This window comes from Spirillospora sp. NPDC047279 (genome assembly GCF_040643285.1).
Taxonomy (GTDB): domain Bacteria; phylum Actinomycetota; class Actinomycetes; order Streptosporangiales; family Streptosporangiaceae; genus Spirillospora.
Genome location: NZ_JBEYUA010000017.1, coordinates 183,449 through 200,657, shown reverse-complemented (window position 1 = coordinate 200,657; position 17,209 = coordinate 183,449). Strand labels below are relative to the sequence as shown.

At 72.3% G+C, this 17,209-nt stretch carries 19 protein-coding genes; 7 read left to right on the top strand and 12 right to left on the bottom strand.

The features are described 5' to 3' along the window. Nucleotides 1–23: 23 nt before the first annotated feature. Both ABZ810_RS36575 and ABZ810_RS36570 read left to right on the top strand, forming a co-directional pair. Nucleotides 24–251 (top strand): hypothetical protein, encoded by a 228-nt coding sequence (locus ABZ810_RS36575; RefSeq protein ID WP_358411130.1) that lies wholly within the window; start codon nt 24–26, stop codon nt 249–251. Nucleotides 252–287: 36 nt separating this feature from the next. Next, nucleotides 288–518, top strand: coding sequence for a hypothetical protein (locus ABZ810_RS36570; protein WP_358411129.1), 231 nt, complete (start codon nt 288–290; stop codon nt 516–518). 38 nt (nt 519–556) lie between these two features. On the opposite strand, the gene ABZ810_RS36565 is transcribed toward ABZ810_RS36570, so the two are convergent. The 5 genes from ABZ810_RS36565 to ABZ810_RS36545 form a co-directional block, all read right to left on the bottom strand. After that, on the bottom strand, nt 557–1,537 hold the full coding sequence (locus ABZ810_RS36565) for an SDR family oxidoreductase (protein WP_358411127.1): 981 nt from the start codon (nt 1,535–1,537) through the stop codon (nt 557–559). 82 nt (nt 1,538–1,619) lie between these two features. Then, nucleotides 1,620–2,879, bottom strand: coding sequence for a cation:proton antiporter (locus tag ABZ810_RS36560; protein WP_358411125.1), 1,260 nt, complete (start codon nt 2,877–2,879; stop codon nt 1,620–1,622). Between the two features lie 102 nt (nt 2,880–2,981). Next, nucleotides 2,982–3,743, bottom strand: coding sequence for an SDR family oxidoreductase (locus ABZ810_RS36555; RefSeq protein ID WP_358411123.1), 762 nt, complete (start codon nt 3,741–3,743; stop codon nt 2,982–2,984). A 120-nt stretch (nt 3,744–3,863) separates the two neighbouring features. After that, nucleotides 3,864–4,988: an AAA family ATPase gene (locus ABZ810_RS36550; protein WP_358411122.1), complete on the bottom strand. Its 1,125-nt coding sequence runs from the start codon at nt 4,986–4,988 to the stop codon at nt 3,864–3,866. Further along, the gene (locus ABZ810_RS36545) at nt 4,975–5,760 is read right to left on the bottom strand and encodes an RNA ligase family protein (RefSeq protein ID WP_358411121.1); all 786 of its coding nucleotides are present in this window, start codon (nt 5,758–5,760) and stop codon (nt 4,975–4,977) included. Before ABZ810_RS36545 ends, ABZ810_RS36550 begins: the two co-directional genes overlap by 14 nt. Before the next feature lie 117 nt (nt 5,761–5,877). On the opposite strand from ABZ810_RS36545, the gene ABZ810_RS36540 reads away from it, so the two are divergent. Beyond that, entirely contained in the window at nt 5,878–6,477 is a 600-nt protein-coding gene (locus tag ABZ810_RS36540; protein ID WP_358411120.1) for a TetR/AcrR family transcriptional regulator, read from the top strand. Nucleotides 6,478–6,490: 13 nt separating this feature from the next. On the opposite strand, the gene ABZ810_RS36535 is transcribed toward ABZ810_RS36540, so the two are convergent. After that, nucleotides 6,491–6,976: a GNAT family N-acetyltransferase gene (locus ABZ810_RS36535; protein ID WP_358411118.1), complete on the bottom strand. Its 486-nt coding sequence runs from the start codon at nt 6,974–6,976 to the stop codon at nt 6,491–6,493. 76 nt (nt 6,977–7,052) lie between these two features. On the opposite strand from ABZ810_RS36535, the gene ABZ810_RS36530 reads away from it, so the two are divergent. The 4 genes from ABZ810_RS36530 (at nt 7,053) to ABZ810_RS36515 (ending at nt 10,524) form a co-directional block, all read left to right on the top strand. Further along, a complete protein-coding gene (locus tag ABZ810_RS36530; RefSeq protein WP_358411116.1) occupies nt 7,053–8,048 on the top strand; it encodes a hypothetical protein in 996 nt (331 codons plus the stop codon). Nucleotides 8,049–8,180: 132 nt separating this feature from the next. Beyond that, nucleotides 8,181–8,573, top strand: coding sequence for a GntR family transcriptional regulator (locus tag ABZ810_RS36525; protein WP_358411114.1), 393 nt, complete (start codon nt 8,181–8,183; stop codon nt 8,571–8,573). Further along, a complete protein-coding gene (locus ABZ810_RS36520; RefSeq protein WP_358411112.1) occupies nt 8,570–9,463 on the top strand; it encodes an ABC transporter ATP-binding protein in 894 nt (297 codons plus the stop codon). The genes ABZ810_RS36525 and ABZ810_RS36520 overlap by 4 nt, the downstream gene beginning before the upstream one ends. After that, entirely contained in the window at nt 9,460–10,524 is a 1,065-nt protein-coding gene (locus ABZ810_RS36515) for an ABC transporter permease subunit (protein WP_358411110.1), read from the top strand. The genes ABZ810_RS36520 and ABZ810_RS36515 overlap by 4 nt, the downstream gene beginning before the upstream one ends. An 80-nt stretch (nt 10,525–10,604) precedes the next feature. Here ABZ810_RS36515 and ABZ810_RS36510 read toward each other — a convergent pair whose 3' ends face one another. From ABZ810_RS36510 to ABZ810_RS36485, 6 genes are all read right to left on the bottom strand, one after another. Then, entirely contained in the window at nt 10,605–11,846 is a 1,242-nt protein-coding gene (locus ABZ810_RS36510) for a sigma-70 family RNA polymerase sigma factor (protein ID WP_358411108.1), read from the bottom strand. Next, the gene (locus ABZ810_RS36505; protein ID WP_358411106.1) at nt 11,843–12,238 is read right to left on the bottom strand and encodes a YciI family protein; all 396 of its coding nucleotides are present in this window, start codon (nt 12,236–12,238) and stop codon (nt 11,843–11,845) included. Before ABZ810_RS36505 ends, ABZ810_RS36510 begins: the two co-directional genes overlap by 4 nt. Continuing rightward, nucleotides 12,235–12,612, bottom strand: coding sequence for a VOC family protein (locus ABZ810_RS36500; RefSeq protein ID WP_358411104.1), 378 nt, complete (start codon nt 12,610–12,612; stop codon nt 12,235–12,237). Before ABZ810_RS36500 ends, ABZ810_RS36505 begins: the two co-directional genes overlap by 4 nt. A 20-nt stretch (nt 12,613–12,632) precedes the next feature. Continuing rightward, nucleotides 12,633–13,796, bottom strand: coding sequence for a hypothetical protein (locus tag ABZ810_RS36495; RefSeq protein WP_358411102.1), 1,164 nt, complete (start codon nt 13,794–13,796; stop codon nt 12,633–12,635). Between the two features lie 445 nt (nt 13,797–14,241). Next, the gene (locus ABZ810_RS36490) at nt 14,242–15,717 is read right to left on the bottom strand and encodes a lipase family protein (protein ID WP_358411100.1); all 1,476 of its coding nucleotides are present in this window, start codon (nt 15,715–15,717) and stop codon (nt 14,242–14,244) included. A gap of 131 nt (nt 15,718–15,848) precedes the next feature. Next, on the bottom strand, nt 15,849–17,024 hold the full coding sequence (locus ABZ810_RS36485) for an aldo/keto reductase (RefSeq protein WP_358411098.1): 1,176 nt from the start codon (nt 17,022–17,024) through the stop codon (nt 15,849–15,851). Between the last annotated feature and the right edge of the window lie 185 nt (nt 17,025–17,209).

The window sequence follows — 17,209 nt, the reverse complement described above, 5'->3', positions numbered from 1 at the left end:
CGGCGCCCGGGTAGGCGCGACCCATGGCTACGAACGGGAAGCGCCAGGACGACGACACCTCACGCGACACCTCACGCGACACCGCGCTCGACCGCGGGCCGGGGGCCAGCTCCGGCTCGGAGTCCCAGCCGAAGGACCGTGTGATCCCCGGGATGGGAAGCGCGAGCGAGGGTTACGAGTCCGAGCCCGGCGGCACCCGCCGGGGCGACCCGCTGGAGGGCATCAAGCTCGACGACGAGGACGACCGGTGACCTGAGGAGGCCCGGCGACCTGAGGAGGCAGAGCCCATGGCACGCTGCGACACCTGCGGCAACGAGTACGACAAGACGTTCACCGTCACCACCCACCAGGGACGGACGCACACCTTCGACAGCATCGAGTGCGCCGCGCACACGATCGCTCCCGCCTGCGAGCACTGCGACTGCCGCGTCCTGGGGCACGGCGTGGAGGCCGACGGCAGATTCTTCTGCTGCGCCTCTTGCGCCGGCCAGGTCGGCGTCCAGCACGTCCGGGCGTGAACGTCCGAACCTGACCGGCGCGGCTCGGGGGAGCGGTCTCAGGCGGAGGCGCGGTTCGCCGCCGCCACGACGGCGCCGGTGACCGCCCCCGCCGCCGCGATCGCCACGACCCGGCGGGTGGCGGTGCGGCGCCGTCCTCCCCAGCCGCCCTCGACCTCGCCCAGCCCGGACGAGGTGACGTGCAGGCTCCCCGACATCGCCGGGGCGTGCTCGTCCCTCGACAGGTGAGCGCGGTCGGCCTGCCGGGCCATGGCGCGTTCCGCCGTCTGGGGATGACGGCGCGCCTCCCGCCGCATCGCGCGTGCGGCGCCCCCCACGACGACCTCGTCCTTCGGGTTGCGCACCAGGCCGAGGATGGTGTCGGCCACCTGCGCGGGAGGGTAGACCGGGGGCATCGCGACCACCCGCCGCCCGGTGTAGTTGGCGGCGTGCTGGAAGAACGGGGTGTCGACGGTGGCCGGCAGTACCGTGCACACCTTGACCTTGCGCTCACCGGCCAGCCGCAACTCCTGCCGCAGGCTCGCGCTCATCGCCGTCACCGCGGCCTTGGCCATGCTGTACGCGGTCGTGTAGGGCATCGGCGCGATCGAGGCGATCGACGAGACGTTCACCAGCACGCCGCGGCCCTGCTCGCGCATCTGCCGCAACGCCGTCCTGGCGCCGTACACGTATCCCATGACGTCGACGTCCAGGACACGCCGGAAGTCCTCCATCGGCACCTCCAGGAAGGGGCCGTAGACGCTGACGGAGGCGTTGTTCACCCAGACGTCCAGGCTGCCGAAGCGCTTGATCGCCTGGCGGCCCAGCTCCTCCACGGCGGCCTCGTCGGTCACCTCCGTCGGAACGGCCAGGGCCCGGCCGCCCCGCTCCTGACATTCCTCGGCGACCTGCTGGAGCGCTTTTCCGCGCCGCGCGCCCAGCACGACGGTCGCGCCCTTGCCGGCGAAGGCCAGCGCGGTGGCGCGCCCGATGCCGCTCGAGGCCCCCGTGATGACCACGACGGTGTTCTTGGTCCGCATGCGTCCTCCTCTGTGTGACGGGCTATGGGACGGGCGCATCCCCTACCCGCCGGGTTCGCGGCAAACGGCGGCGCGGCGGCGATCAGGCGCGGGCGCGGGCCTCACGGAGACGGTCGAGCCATGACAACGCCACCGTGGACGTGAGGCCGTGCAGGAAGATCGAGGCGACCAGGGTGAACGCCACCACCGCCCACAACGTCTCCGCGGCGACGCCGAAGTCGGCGTGGCCGAGGGCGTAGGCGAGATAGAACAGCGAGCCGACGCCGCGGATGCCGAAGAAGGCGATCACCGGGCGTTCCCGCGGACCGGCCGGACCGCGGTGCAGCGCCAGCCACGCGATCAGCGGCCGGAACACCAGCAGGAGCAGCAGCCCGACCGCGGCGCCCCGCCATGTCAGCGCGCCCAGGCCGCCGGAGACGACGAACCCGCCGAGCAGGAGCAGCAACCACACCGTCAGCAGCCGTTCTGTCTGCTCGATGAAGCCGTGCAGGATGCCGTGATAGCCGTGGGAACGCTCCGCCGCCCGGATCGTGCACGCCGTGACGAACACCGCGATGAACCCGTACCCGCCGATGATCTCCGCGACGCCGTAGGCGGTCAGCGTGGTGGCGAGCGCCACGTACCCCTCGCGCCGCTCGGCCAGCCGCAGCGAGGGGCTGTCGGCGCGGAAGAACAACCGCCCCAGCGCCCAGCCCATCAGCAGCCCGGTCACCGCGCCCGCCGCGCACCGGTAGAGCAGGTCGACCGCCAGCCACTCGCCCACCCAGGAGAACGAGCCGCCCGCCCCGCCGGCCGCCGCCAGCGCGATCGCCGCGTACACCAGCGGGAACGCCAGCCCGTCGTTGAGGCCGGCCTCGGAGGTGAGCGAAAAACGCACCTCGTCGTCGTCCTGCTCGGCATCGGCGGGCTCGCCGACCTGCACGTCGGACGCCAGCACCGGGTCAGTGGGCGACAACACCGCGCCCAGCAGCAGCGCCGCCGCCACCGGCCAGCCCAGCAGCCCGTACGCGGCGGCGGCGACCGCCAGCGTGGTCGCCGGCAGCACCACGGCCAGCAGCCGTCCCGTGCTCGACCACGCCCGCGGCCGGAACGGCCGGTTCAGCGCCAGCCCGGCGCCCATCAGCGACACGATCACGCACACCTCGGTGATGTGCGTGAACGCCGTCCGGTAGGCCACCGGGTCCGGCTCGGGCAACGGCAGCGGAGCCAGGTAGACCAGCATCCCGCCCGCCAGGAACACCATCGGCAGCGAGACCGGCCACCGGGCGACCAGAGCGGGCAGCACGGCGGCGAGCAGAGCGCCGCCGCCCGCGATCAGGAAGATGACATCCGAGGCTCCCACCCCAGTCCGGTGCCCTGATCGCCGCCGAAGAATCATGGGCCCCGTCCCCGGACGCCGTGCGTCAGGCGTCCGGGGACGCGGGACCCCCGGTGACGGGGCGGGTCAGCCGCGGCCTACGTAAGAGGGCATGGTGGTCGCCAGCACCGTCAGGTTCTGCACGTTGGCCTCCAGTGGCAGGCCCGCCATGTAGAGGACGGCGTCCACCACGTTGCGCACGTCCATCGCGGGCTCGGGCTTGACCGAGTCGTCGGCCTGCAACGTGCCCGTGCCGAAGGTGCTGGTCATGTCGGTGGCGGCGTTGCCGATGTCGATCTGGCCGCACGCGATGCCGTGGCGGCGGCCCTCCAGCGACAACGTCTTGGTCAGGCCCGTCACGGCGTGCTTGCTCGCGGTGTAGGCGACCGAGTCGGGGCGCGGCGTGTGCGCCGACAACGAACCGTTGTTGATGATCCGCCCGCCGCGCGGGTCCTGCTCCTTCATGATGCGGAACGCCTGCCGGGCGCACAGGAACGAGCCGGTGAGATTGGTGTCGAGGACCGTCCGCCACTGCGCGACGTCGAAGTCCTCGACCGGCGCGGGCCTGCCGAACGTGCCGGCGTTGTTGACCAGCAGGTCCAGCCGGCCCCACCGGTGGCGGACCGCGCCGAACAACGCCTCGACCGACGCCGGCGAGGTGACGTCGGCGGTCCACACCAGCGCCTGCTCCGCCGGGGCGCCCGACGCGTCCGCGGTCGCGTGCAGCGTCTCCCCGTGCCGGCCGGCCAGGACCACCCGCCAGCCCGCTCCCAGCAACCCGGTGGCCACCGCCGCCCCGATGCCCGACCCGGCTCCCGTCACCAGCGCCACCTGACCGTGCGCGTCCACCGGCCTCACCGCCTTCCCTGCGAACGACCTCGGACCACCGAGTCTGCCAGGACGCGGCGGCCCGCCGGGTCAGGCGGTGACCGGGCAGGTCAGGCAGGGGCAGGCGGTGGACAGGCAGGGTCAGGCGGTGGACAGCCAGCTGACCTGGTGCGCCTCGGTGGGGTCGGCCATCTCCCAGCGGCCGACCAGCCGGTCGATCACCGCGTCGGGGACGGGGGAGGGACGGGACCGGTTGCGCCTGCGCAGCACCTCGGGCGGCGCCTCCAGCGCGACCAGCTCGATCCGGCCGCGGTAGTCGGCGGCCAGGCCGGTGCACTGCTCGCGCAACATCCGCGACACGTTCGTGGCGTTCCACACGAACGAGCGGCCCGCCCGCAGATGCCCGCGCGCCACCTCGTACGCGGCGGCCGCCACCGGACGCTGGTCGCCCGCCGGGCCGACACCCATCTCGGTGCGCAGCCGGTCGAGGCTGACCACGGGCAGATCCGGGCGGTTGGCGCTGATCCAGGTGTCCTTGCCGACCCCCGGCAGCCCCGACAGCACCGTCACCGTGAGACGGGTGTCGTCGTAGGCGTCGTACTCGGGATCGCGGCCGGGCTTGCGGAAGTACCAGAACCGGGCGTGGTCGGAGGGGAAACGGCGGGGGACGTCCAGGCAGTCCTGCTCGGCGCAGTACTCCTCGTACAGCGCGATGTTGTCGAGCACCTCGGCGGTGTCGCCGCAGACCCGTCCCAGGATGTCGGCCGTGGCCAGCAGCACCAGGTCGTCGTTGCGCGCCAGCAGGCTCACCCGGAACACGATCCGCTGCAGATCGGGCCGCTCCAGCGCCCAGAACGGCACCTGGTGGTGGCGCACCAGCGCCGCCACGTGCTCGCGCCACCCGATCGGCGCGCCCAGCTCCCACAGAACGCGGCGCACCATCAGGTCGCCGCGCCGCGAGTGGCCGTGCGCGGTGATGCGCCCGTCCTCACCGGTCTGGGTGCAGTACGGCTTGGCGACGTCGTGCATCAGCACCGTGGTGAACAACCGCACCCGCTCGCCGGCGGGACGCGCCCGCCACGCCGGCAGCGACGCCAGCGCCTCGCACGCCATCCGGGTGTGGACCTCGACGTCGCCCTCGGCGTGGTGGATCGCGTCCTGCGGCACGCCCGCCAGGTCGCGCACCCACGCGAACGTCTCCCGGATCTCCGGCCATGGCACCCGCCAGTGCGGCGGCGCCGGGCACAGCGCCTCAACCACCTGCATGGAGCACCTCCGGGTCGGCCAGGCCGTTGGCGATGATCGGCCGGTCCTGCCAGTGCGTGCCGGAGTCGAGGATCGCGGTGAGGAAGCTGGGCCGCACCCACTTGAAGCGGTCGACGGTCAGCCCGCCCTCCTCCACCTTGATGTAGAGGCCCTCCATGTCGTCGGACCGGTCGGTCTCGGCCGTGACCCGTTCCGGATCCGCGCCGCCCGCCGACGCCGCCGACCGCAGCGAGTCCCGCCAGCCGTCGGTGCGGCAGGTGGACGGGCCGGTCAGCGCGGTCAGCGCGCCGAGACCGGCGAGCGGCCCCTCGTGCAGGACGGGCACCGACACCACCGGCGTGCCCGCCAGCAGCTCGCGGCGGCGCGCGGTCGACAGGAACGTGCCGTCGTGCCGGTCGAGGACGTCGAACTCGCAGAAGTAGTGGGGGAGCGCGTCGTAGAAGATCGTGTGCTTGGCGTACAGCCACTCGCCGTACATGACGTAGCGGTCGCCGAGGCGGGGCCACAACCGGTGCCGCACCGACGCCGCCCACGCCTTCAGCGGCCCGAACTGCCGCTCCCGCGGCCCGCCGGTGAGGAAGTGGCCGCGGCTCTGCAGCCGGAGCTCGCCCTCCGGCGAGAAGCTGATGCCGGTGTTGGCGCCATCCAGCTTCTCCTCCACCACCAGGTACCGCCCCGCGATCTCCCGGAACGGCACGGCGGCGAGATCGTGGTCGCCGGGCTGCAACCGCGACCCCTCGATGTGCCGGGTACGGGGATATTTGCGAAGCATGAATCCGTTGTAGTGGACCTTCTCGCCGCAGGCCAACCGGATTTCCGGCTGTCCTCAGGGCGGTATCGGGCCGGTGTCGCCGGGCTTTGCAACAAAAGTTGCGTTAAGGTGGCGACCATGACCGGACCTGGGACGGTGCGGCCGGGCGGGCGCACCGCGCGGACCCGCGAGGCCGTGCGGGAGGCCACGCTCGCCGAGCTGGCCGAGCACGGCTACCAGGGGCTGACCGTGGACAACGTCGCGGCCCGATCCGGAGTGCACAAGACCACCGTCTACCGGCGGTGGGGGAGCGCCGAGGGGCTGGTGGCCGACGCGCTGGAGCTGGCCGCCGCCGAGCCCTGGCCGGTCCCCGACACCGGCTCGGCGGAGGGCGACCTGCGGGCGCTGGCCCGGCTGGTGCAGAGCGGATTCGCCGACGCCGAGCAGGGCCCGGTCGCCGCCGCGTTCGTCGCCGCGGCCGTCCAGAACCCCGGCGCGGCCAAGGCCCTGCACACCTTCTTCGCACGCCGCCACGAGGACGCCGCCGCGGTCGTCGACCGGGCGGTCGAACGCGGCGAGCTGCCCGCCGGCACCGACTCGGCCGAGGTCGTGCGCGCCGCGGTGGCGCCGCTGTACTACCGGCTCTTCATCACCGGCGAACGCATCGACGAGGCCGTGGCCGACCGGGCCGGATCAGCGGCCTTCGCGGCGGCCCGGGCGGGCGCCTTCACCCGCTGATCCGTGCGGCGGGTCAGGCGGCGGAGCGGTGCATCACCACGCGAGGGCCCAGCTCGTGCAGGCCGGCGGCGATCTCGGCGTGCCAGTGGGCGCGCAGCTGCGGCCCCCACCGCGGCTCCGGCCACTCGGCGAAGCCGTACCGCTCGTACCACGGGCCGTTCCACCGGACGTGGCGGAACGTGATGAGCGTGAGGTCACCGGAGGCGTCCCCGATCACCCGTTCGAGCAGCGGGCCGCCGAGGCCGCGCCCGGTGTGGTCGGCGTGCATCGCGATCTGCTCCAGATGCGGGTGGCCGTCGACCTCGGTCACCGCCGCGAAGCCCACCGGCGGGTCGCCGACGACCAGGATCTGCCGCGCCTCGGCCGCGACCTCCTCGATGACGGTCGGCCCCGGCGGGAACACGATGCCCACCGGACGGAAGACCCCGTCGGCACTCGCCTCGATGGCGGGAAGCAACGGCAGGTCACGGGGCTCGGCCAGGCGTACGGCGAGGGACATGCCGTGATCGTAGGTGACCACCGGCCGATGCGACACTGTTTCTCGATCGGTCCGGCGAGGCTCAGGCGGTGAGCGGGTGACGGAGACCGAGGCCGCGTCGGTCGCGGCCGCGAAGGTCGCGGCAGTGTCGGGTGACGCCGCCGCGCGGTTCCGGCTGGCGACCGAGTTCTACCTGGCCGGCGCGCCGCGCCATCGTGCGTACGGGCGGGCCGAGCTGGCGTTCCTGCGCTGGGAGATCGCCCGCGGCGTGCTGGACCCGCCCGACGCGGCCCGTCCCGGCAGCCGGTGGTGGCGTGCCGTCAACGACCGCCTGCTCCGCGACAAGATCGAGGCGGCCGCCCTGGAGGACGGTCACGGCGGGCAGTGCTGCGGGTCGCGGGGCGGGCGGACCGACGGGTCGCTGAGCGAGGGGCCGCTGAGCGAGGGGCCGCTGAGCGAGGGGCCGCTGAGCGAGGGGAACGGGGCGGTGTCGGCGCCGAGCGTGGCGATGTGGCGGGAGTTCCTGCGCGCGCCCTCGCCCGCGGCCTGGTACCGCGCCCACAACTCCAGCGTCGTCGCCGGCTACCTGGGCCACCTCGACCTGGCCGAGGCCGAACTGCCGGCCGAGCGGTTCATGATGAACGTCGCGCTGCTGCGGGTGCTCTACACGCACGCGCTGGTGGCCAGGCCGCGCCTGGCGCTCGGCGCGTTCGGCGCCGTCGGCCGCGTCGCCGCCGACCCGCGGCGGGGCTCGGTCGGGTTCTTCCTGGACCTGCGGCGGGGCTTTCCCGAGCGGTACCCGCTGACCGGCCTGGCGGCCGAGGACCTGGTCGGCACCGAGGGGCCGCTGCCGCGCCTGCTCGACTACGGCGTCATCGCGCCGCGCCTCGCCGACGTGTACACGTTCGCCGCCGCCACCCTCGGCGAGCCCCGCACCCTGGAGATGCTCTCCGACGGCCTGCCGTGCTACGCCCTGCCTGCCGCGCGGCCGGAGTTGTGGCGCGACGGCCGTGACGGCCGCGGCGGGCAGGTGCTCAACCGGCTCACCGCGTACGCCACCGGGGCAGGCTCGCGCCGCCGCCAGGCCTCCTGAGACCTCCCGAGGCTTCCTCTCCAAGGCCGGCCGGAGGCTCTCCGGCCTCTCTCGTTCGCCGCTCTTGACAGGCGGCCGTTCCACACCCATCTTATAGTACTAGTTAACTAGATGAATGAAACGGAGCGTCGAGTGATCGAGTTCCATCTGGACACCAAGTCGGGGCTCTCGCCCTACCTGCAGCTCGTCCGGCAGGTACGGCAGGCACTCCGGCTGGGCATGCTGCGCGAGGGCGACAAGCTGCCCACGGTCAAGGAGGTGGTCGCCCAGCTGGCGATCAATCCCAACACCGTGCTGAAGGCCTATCGCGAGCTCGAGCACGAAGGCCTGGTCGAAGCACGGCAGGGGGTGGGGACGTTCGTGACGGTGTCACTGACCGACGAGTCCCTGGCCGCGCACGAGCCGTTGCGGCGTGAGCTGCGCAAGTGGCTGGCCAAGGCCCGCAGGGCCGGCCTCGACGAGGAAAGCATCGAGGCCCTCTTCATGAGCACGTTTCGCAACGCCGCACAGGAGGACATAGCATGACCGCCGCCTTGCAGGCACGGGGGCTCGGCAAGAAGTACGGGCAACGCTGGGCCCTGTCGGAGTGCAACCTGGACATCCCCTCCGGACACGTCGTCGGGCTCGTGGGGCCCAACGGAGCGGGCAAGACGACCCTGCTCAACCTGGCGGGCGGGCTCATGGCGCCCACCGCCGGAGAGATCACTGTGCTCGGCGGCCGCCCCGGCAGCGGCACCGCGCAGCTGTCCAAGGTCGGGTTCGTCGCGCAGGAGACCCCGACCTACGCCGGGCTCACCGTCGCCGAGCACCTGAAGCTGGGCGCCCGGCTCAACCCCGGCTGGGACGCCGACCTGGCCGCCAAGCGCGTCGCCAAGCTGGGGTACGACCCCGGCCACCGCGCCGGCAAGCTCTCGGGCGGCCAGCGCGCCCAGCTCGCCCTCACCCTCGGCATCGCCAAGCGGCCCGAACTGCTGATCCTGGACGAGCCGGTCGCCGCCCTGGACCCGCTGGCCCGCCGCGAGTTCCTCCAGAACCTGATGGAGGCCGTCGCCGAGCACGAGCTCAGCGTGATCCTCTCCTCCCACCTGGTGTCCGACCTGGAGCGCACCTGCGACCACCTGGTGGTGCTGGTCGACTCCAAGGTCCAGGTGACCGGCGACGTGGAGGCCCTGCTCGCCAGCCACTTCCGCCTCACCGGCCCGCGCCGCGACGACGGCTCGCTTCCCGCCGACCAGCAGGTCATCACCGCGAGCCACACCGACCGGCAGTCCACGTTCGTGGTCCGCACGAACACCCCGATCCACGACCCCTCCTGGACCGTCACCCCGATCAGCATGGAGGACCTCGTGCTGGCGTACATGGAGCGGCCCGCCGACGGCAACGGCCACCGCGCACTCCTGGAGGTGCAACGATGATCTGGCTGACCTGGCGGCAGTTCCGCGCCCAGGCCGCGGTGATGAGCGGCTTCCTGGCGGTCCTGGCGGCCGTCCTGGCCGTCACCGGATACGAACTGTCCAACGACTACTCGCACGGCATCGCCACCTGCAAGACCGAGGAGGCCTGCCAGATCTTCACCCAGAACCTCTTCGAGGACTACAAGTCCCCGTTCCTGATCCTCACGCTCCTCGTGCTGGTGTTGCCGGCGGTGATCGGCCTGTTCTGGGGGGCGCCGCTGGTCGCCCGCGAGCTCGAGGCGGGCACGCACCGCCTGGCGTGGAACCAGAGCGTGACGCGGACCCGGTGGCTCACCGTCAAGCTCGCGCTGGTCGGGACCGCCTCGGTGCTCGCCGCCACGCTGGGCTCCCTGATGGTCAACTGGTGGATCTCCCCGCTCGACAAGAGCGCCGCCGACCAGTTCGTGCGGATGTCACCGCTGCTGTTCGACACCCGGGGCATCACCGCCGTCGGCTACGCGGCGTTCGCGTTCGTCCTGGGGGTCACCATCGGCATGGTGGCCCGCCGCACCCTCGTCGCGATGACCCTCACCATGGTGGTGTTCGTCCTCCTCCAGGTCGTCATGCCGCTGTTCGTCCGGCCCCACCTCCTCCCGGCCACCACGCTGACCACCCAGATCACCAGGGACAACCTCGACTCTCTGATGTCAGAAGGGCCCAGCGGCCCGGTACGGATCCGGACGGAGGCGCCCGACCCCAAGGCCTGGGTGCTCACCAACCAGACCGTGGACCCCTCGGGCAAGGCCGTGGAGTCCATCCCCTTCACCACCTTCTCCCAGTTCTGCGGACCCCAGGCCGAGGGACCGCCGCCGCCCGAGGGCGGCGCCGCTCCCCGCAGGCCCCCGGGCCCTCCGCAGGCGTGCGTCGACGCGATCAACAAACTCGGCTACCAGCAGCGGATCACCTATCACCCCGACAGCCGCTTCTGGTCGTTGCAGCTGATCGAGACCGGAGTCTTCGTCGCCCTCGCGGCGGGCCTCGCCGGATTCTCCTTCTGGTGGCTGCGCCGCCGCGTCTCCTGATCGCCGCGCCGCCGTCGTCGTGAGGTGAGCGGAGCGTCCCCGTGCGGGGAGGCTCCGCTCACCTCACGACGCTCTTCACCTCATGGCGTTCCGGGCAGGCGTGCCGCACGTTCCCGCAGGTAACGCTGCTCGGGAAGGCTGGTGGTCAGCCGTGCGGCCGTCAGATAGCCGTCGCGCGCCGCCTCCCGTTCACCGGCCATCTCCAGCAGATGCGCGCGTACGGCGTGCAGCCGGTGGTGGCCCGCCATCCGGTCGTCGGCGTCGAGCGGCTCCAGGAGCGCGAGACCCGCGTGCGGGCCGTCCACCATGGCCACCGCGACCGCGTGGTTGAGCGTGACGACCGGGCCGGGCTCGAGGTCGTCGAGCAGCCGGTAGAGCGCGACGACCTGCCGCCAGTCGGTGCCGCCGGCGTGCGCGGCCTCCGCGTGCACGGCCGCGATCGCCGCCTGCACCTGGTACGGGCCGAGCCGCGCCCGCGCGAGCGTGCGGGTGATGAGCGCGACGCCCTCCTCCAGCGGGCGGCGGCTCCACCGGGACCGGTCCTGCTCGGCGAGCGGGACCAGCGACCCGTCCGGCCCGGTGCGGGCCGGGCCGCGGGCCTCGGTCAGCAACATCAGCGCGAGCAGCCCGGCGACCTCGCCGTCGGCGGGCAGCAGGTCGTGGACGGTCCGGGTGAGCCTGATCGCCTCCCGCGTGAGGTCGCCGCGCCGCAGGTCGGCGCCCGACGTGGCGGTGTACCCCTCGTTGAAGATCAGGTAGAGGACGTGCAGGACCGAACGGAGGCGTTCGGCCCGTTCCGGCTCGGGCGGCAGGTTGAAGCGGGCGCCGCTCGCCCTGACGCGCCGCTTGGCGCGGCTGATGCGCTGCGCCATCGTGGCCTCCGGCACCAGGAACGCGCGGGCGATCTCCGCCGTGGTCAGGCCGCCCACGGCGCGCAACGTCAGCGCGATCCGCGACGGCGGCGTGAGGCTCGGATGGCAGCACAGCAGCAACAACGTCAACGTGTCGTCGCCGCGGTCCTCATCGGCGGCGGGCGCGAGCAGCTCGTCGCGCGGCGTGGTGGCGGCGACCCTCTCCTCCCGGCGCCTGCCCGCCTCCTCACTGCGCAGCAGGTCGGCCAGCCGCCGGGACGCCACCCGGATCAGCCACGCGTCCGGGCGGTCGGGCACGCCGTCCTCCGGCCACCGCGTCGCGGCGGCCAGGAGCGCTTCCTGAACGGCGTCCTCGGCGCTCTCGAAGTGGCCGTGCCGGCGGACGAGCGCCGCGAGGACCCGCGGCGCCAGACGGCGCAGCAGGTCCTCGGTCCCGGTGCCGGTGCTCACATCTCCCGGCCGGCCGTGTCCATGATCGGACGCACCTCCACCGCGGCGAACCGCGCGTCGGGGAACCGCCCGGCGATCTCGGCAGCCCGTTCGGGCCCGTCGCAGTCGACGACGAAGTATCCGGCCAGCTGCTCCTTGGACTCGCCGAACGGCCCGTCGGTCACCGCCGCCGACCCCTCGCGCACCCGGACGGTCCGGGTGGTGACCGGATCGGCCAGGGCCGTGCCGGAGACGAACTCGCCCGACTCCCTGATCTCCTCGAACAGCGCGTCCGCCTGCGCCGCCAGCTCCCGGCGTTCCGCCTCGGGCAGCGCCAGGTAGCCCGGGTCGCGCAGGAACATCGGATGCTCCCAGTTCTCCGGGTTGCCGTAGATGAGCAGCAGGAACTTCATCGTGCCTCCTCCGCCGGCGGGCCGGCGATCCCGATCAGGTTCCCCTCGGGGTCGGTGAAGTGCCCGACGGAGAAGTCGCCGCCCTTCGACGGCCCCATCGTCCGCTTGCCGCCCAGGCTCTCGGCCCTGCGCAGCGCCTCTTCCACATCGGGCACACCGACGTAGAACAGCACCCGGCCCGCGTGGCCCGGGCCGCCGCCGATCCCGCCGGGGACGCCCGCGCCGGGAACGAAACCGTACTCCCCGGGCGCCGACACCTCCTCGGTCACGGCGTCGCCCAGCTGGTACTCCCACCCGAACAGCGCACCGTAGTAGCCGCGCAGCCGTCCCGGGTCGCTCCCGATGATCTCGAAGTGCACCACAGGGTGTTCCATGATCCGTCCTCTCGTCGTCGTCACACCCCGGAGGTCGGATCGGCGGGCACGGTTCTCGACATCTCCCGCGCGGAGAATTCCGCGGCGACCGCGCGCTCCCGCTGCGCCGAGGCCTCCTGCCGCGCCGCGTCGCGTTCCCGCGCCAGCTCCCCGTTCCTGGCCTGCTCGGCGCGCAGCTCGAGCCGCGCCTCGGCGACCTCCTCGCGCAGCAGTTCCACCTGCGCCTGAACCGCGACCTCCCGTTCCCTGGCCTCACCGACCTCGGCCCTGGCCCTGCCGACGGCCTCCGCCGACCGTGCCTCGGCCCGTTCGCGCGCCTCCTCGGCTCTCTCGCCGGCCTTCTCGGCCGCCTCGGCCCGCGAGGCCGCCGCCGCCCGTTCCCGCTCCGAGGCCCCCGCCTGCTCCCTGGCCTCGGCGGCCTCTTCACGCGCCCGCCCGGCGTCCGTGCGCGCCCGCTCGGTCTCGGCTCTGGCCGCATCGGCCTCCAGATGGGCCCTGTCGGCGTCCGCCCTGGCCACCTCCGCCGCGCTCACGGCCTCCCGAACGTCCTCCCGTGCCTTCTCGACCCGGGCTCCGGTCTCCTCCCGAACCTGCCGTACGAGTTGATCGGCCTCCTCCCGCACGGCCGCGATCGTCCGTTCCGCCTCGTCCCGTGCGCTGGTGACCTCGGCGTCGGCCTCCGCGCGCATTCGTACCGCCTCCTCGGCGGCGTCGTCGCGGTCCCGTTCGGCCTGCTGCGCCCGTTGCCGGGCAGCGCGCGCCTGCTCTTTGGCCTTCTCCGCGTCCCGCTCGGCCCGCACCGCCCGTTCGACGGCCTCCTCACGTTCCGCGAGGGCCGTCGCGACCTGCGCCTGCGCCTCGGCCCGCACCGCACTGATCTGCGCCTCGACCCCGCGCGGGGACAGCTCGGCGTCCAGCGCCTGCGCCAGGGGAGCGAGGGCCGCCGTCAGCCCCTGCTCCATGCGCTCGTACAGGTCCTCGGCGCGCGCCAGCGCCCCCTCCAGCCCCGGCGTCGCCCGCCTCAGCTCACGCTCACGCTTGGCCCGCCCCTGGCAGTCGCCCTCCAGGCAGTACTCCCGGGGCCGTCCCCGTCCCACCCGCTGGGGGACGGGCCGCCCGCAATACCGGCAGGGCCGCTCTCCGGCCTCGTCACCCTGCACGTCCACCGTCTCAGCTTCACTCACATCCCCACCCTAGATTTTCTGGATTCCTATTTCCAGAAAATAAGAAGTCCCAGAAAACGTGTCGTCCTAACTTACGACAATGTTCGTTTGCAGAAGCTGAGCCAACCAAGACCCTCCCGCGATGAGTCCGCCATCGCGCTGCCCGCGCCGGTGCGAGGGCTGCGCCTACCGGGGCGCCACCCTGGTAGGAGTGCCTGATTCCTCCGGGTTGAGCGCGACAACGACATCGTGCAGGAACGTTCGAGCGCAAGCGTGACCCGTGGGAGCGGCCGGGCGGGACCACGTTCCACTTCGTCGACGGGGACGACGGGAGTACGCCGGAAAGACACCGCGGGGTCGGCGGTGTTCTCCCGAACGTGGCCCCAGGACCAAAGTGGCTCTGTGATCAGTCGCGGTTGCGGTTCGTGATCGTCCCGGGCCGGGCGCAACGTTCGGTACGCATCGGTCAAGCGCGCCGGTAGCGCAGATCCACGGCTTGTGCAGGATGGCCGTCGTGAATGCGGGCCCACCGGACCGGCTCGATACCGGGGCAGTCGAACAGCCGCACTCCAGAGCCCAGCATGATTGGTGCCAGGTGCACCCGGAACTCGTCGATCAGGCCACGTTCGACGCACTGCCGGGCGATGTCCTGGCTGTGCAGTTCCAGGTCCTTGCCGTCTGCCGCGGCCAGCCCGATCTCGACCGCCTCGGCCACGTCGCAGTTGAGGAACGTGACACCGGGGTCCGGGACGGCGTCCTCAGGGTGATGTGTCAGGACGAACACCGGACCGCTCCACGCCCCGCCGTACGGTTCCTTGCTCGCCTGGCGATTCTGCTCAGCCAGGGCGTCGTACCCACGGCGGCCCCCCAGGACGGCGCCCAGGCTGGCGATCGACTCCCGGTGCACGTCCGGGTCGACCACCACCCCCGACATCCACTCCAGCGAGTGGCCCGGGCCGGCCGCGAACCCGTCCAGCGACATCATCAAGTGCCAGCGCACCTTGGCCATCGAGGTCTCCCATCGTCTCTCGGTGTACCGGTGTTGACCACCCGGCACTCCCAAACTCATCGGTGAGCAACCCGCATCAGTCCACCCGGCAGGCGGCACCAAATGGTGCGCCGACCGAGTCACCTGTCCGCCAGCCCACTGAACGGCCAGTCGTGTGGGTGGCTGGGGGCGAGGTCGGCCGATGAGGTTCGTGGCGTTGCGGAAGACCGGTGGCGGCGGTCTTGACGTCCTCGATCGTGGTGCGCCAGTCGGTGGCCTCGGTCTCTCGGGGTCGGCCGGGGTGCCGCCCATGGCGATGCCTTTGAGTGTGACGTCGGGTGCGTAGGCGGGTTGGAGCTGGGCGGCCCAGCCGGTGGCGTTGGCTCCGCCGGAGTAGCCGTTGAGGGTCCAGGGGTTGGACTTGCCGATGCCCGGGGCGGCGGTGAGTTCCGGAGAAGGGGGGTCCTGGTCGGGCGGGACGGATCCGGGGGCCGGGCCGTGGGCGCGGGCGGTGGGGACGAACGCGGTGATCGCCAGTGCGGAGGCCAGCGACAGGACTGAGGCGGAGCGGGCTGCCCCGGTCCACGGGAATGAAGGGACTGCTTGCATCGCGTACCTTGCCACCGTGGCCGCGTAGCGTTGGGCGAAGTACTCCTGGGCGGGGTGGCCGGGCGTCGTCGCCTCCCCGGCCAGCGCCGCGTACAGCCGCAGTACCCCGGCCCTGCGCGTCACCGAGTCCGCGAAGGCTCGCAGCCTCGCCGGCAGATCGGCGTCGGCGTCCCCACCGGAATCGGCCGCTGCCTGCTCTTCGTCCGAGCGCCGCAACGCCGCCACCAGCAGGTGGTCCTTGCTCGGAAAGTGGTACAGAACCGTCGGCTCGCGTGTCCCGGCCCGCTCGGCGACCTCCGCCGTGGTGACGCCGCGATGCCCCTTCTCCACGACGATGTCGAGCACCGCCGCGGCGATGGCCTCCCGGCGCTCCGCCGACCGGGCATACGGACCGCGCTGCCTGCTCTTCGCGGGAGTCGTCATGACGCGACTCTACGGACACCTGACGAAGGACGCCCGGCGGCTTCCGCCGGGTGTCACGGCATCGGCGCTTCGACTCCCGTCTGGGCGAGCACCGGGGCCGGCAGTCGTTCGCCCTGGATCTCGATCGCGTTCAGGGCGGTGGTGAACTGCTGCAGTTCGTCGCCGGTGAAGGTGACCTCTTCGGTGCCGATGTTCTCCAGCAGGTGCGAGGTCCGGGTGGCACTGGGGATAGGCACGATCCACGGCTTTTGCGCCCGCAACCATGCCAGCGACAGCTGACCGGACGTGACACCCTTGCGGACGGCCCACTCCTGCACCAGTTGCACCACCGCCATGTTGGCCGCCATGTTCTCGCGCGAGTGACGCGGCACCACCGCCCGGAAGTCGCCCCGCGCGAACCGTGTGTAGGGGTTGATGGTGCCGGTGGTGAACCCGTACGCCAGCGGAGCCCAGCACACGAAGCCGATACCCAGTTCCTGGCACAACGGCAGAACCTGATCCTCCGCGCCACGCCACAGCAGGTTGTACTCGTTCTGGATCGCGGTCAGCGGCTGTACCGCGTGCGCGCGGCGGATCGTCTTCAGGCCCGGTTCCGACAGGCCCCAATGGCGGACCTTGCCGGCGGCCATCAGCTCCTTGACCGTGCCCGCCACGTCCTCGATCGGCACCTGCGGGTCGACCCGGTGCTGGTACAGCAGGTCGATGTGGTCGGTGCGCAGGCGTCGCAGCATGCCGTCCACCGATCGCCGGATGTTGTCGGGCCGGCTGTTGAGGCCGCCACGCTCGCCCGTCTGCTGGTCGACCTCGAACCCGAACTTCGAGGCGATCACCACCCGGTCACGTACCGGCCGCAGCGCCTCACCGAGAATGCGTTCGGACTCCAGCGGCCCGTACACCTCAGCGGTGTCGAACAGCGTCACGCCCTGGTCGACGGCCGTGCGGATGATGGCGACCATGTTCTCGCGGCTGCTGACCGGCCCGTACAGGTTCCCCGGCATCGTCTGGCAACCCAGGCCGATGGAGGAGACCTTCAGCGACCCCAGCCGGCGACGCGAAGCCAGCGTGATCGCCCTCTTCGCGTCGCCCCCGCCTCCAGCCGACGTAGACGCGCCCGGGGCAACGGACGCCTGCGCGCCAGAGGAAGAGCCTGCCATCCCGGCGACCGCAGAAGTCGCCGCCAGACCCGCCGTGCCCAGCAAGAACCGGCGACGGCTGTTGTTGTCAGACATTCGACACCTTCTCCGCATCAGCGATAGGGGTATGGGCCTCAGGCAACCCGCATCGCCCAGCGGCAGGGAGTCACTGCTGAAAGGGGTAAACAGAGGCACCCCTTAACACGTTTGAACACGACGCCATAGCGTCTTCAGACGAACGCCATCGCCCGGCGTCCTGGTGTCGCCGGGCGATGGCGGGT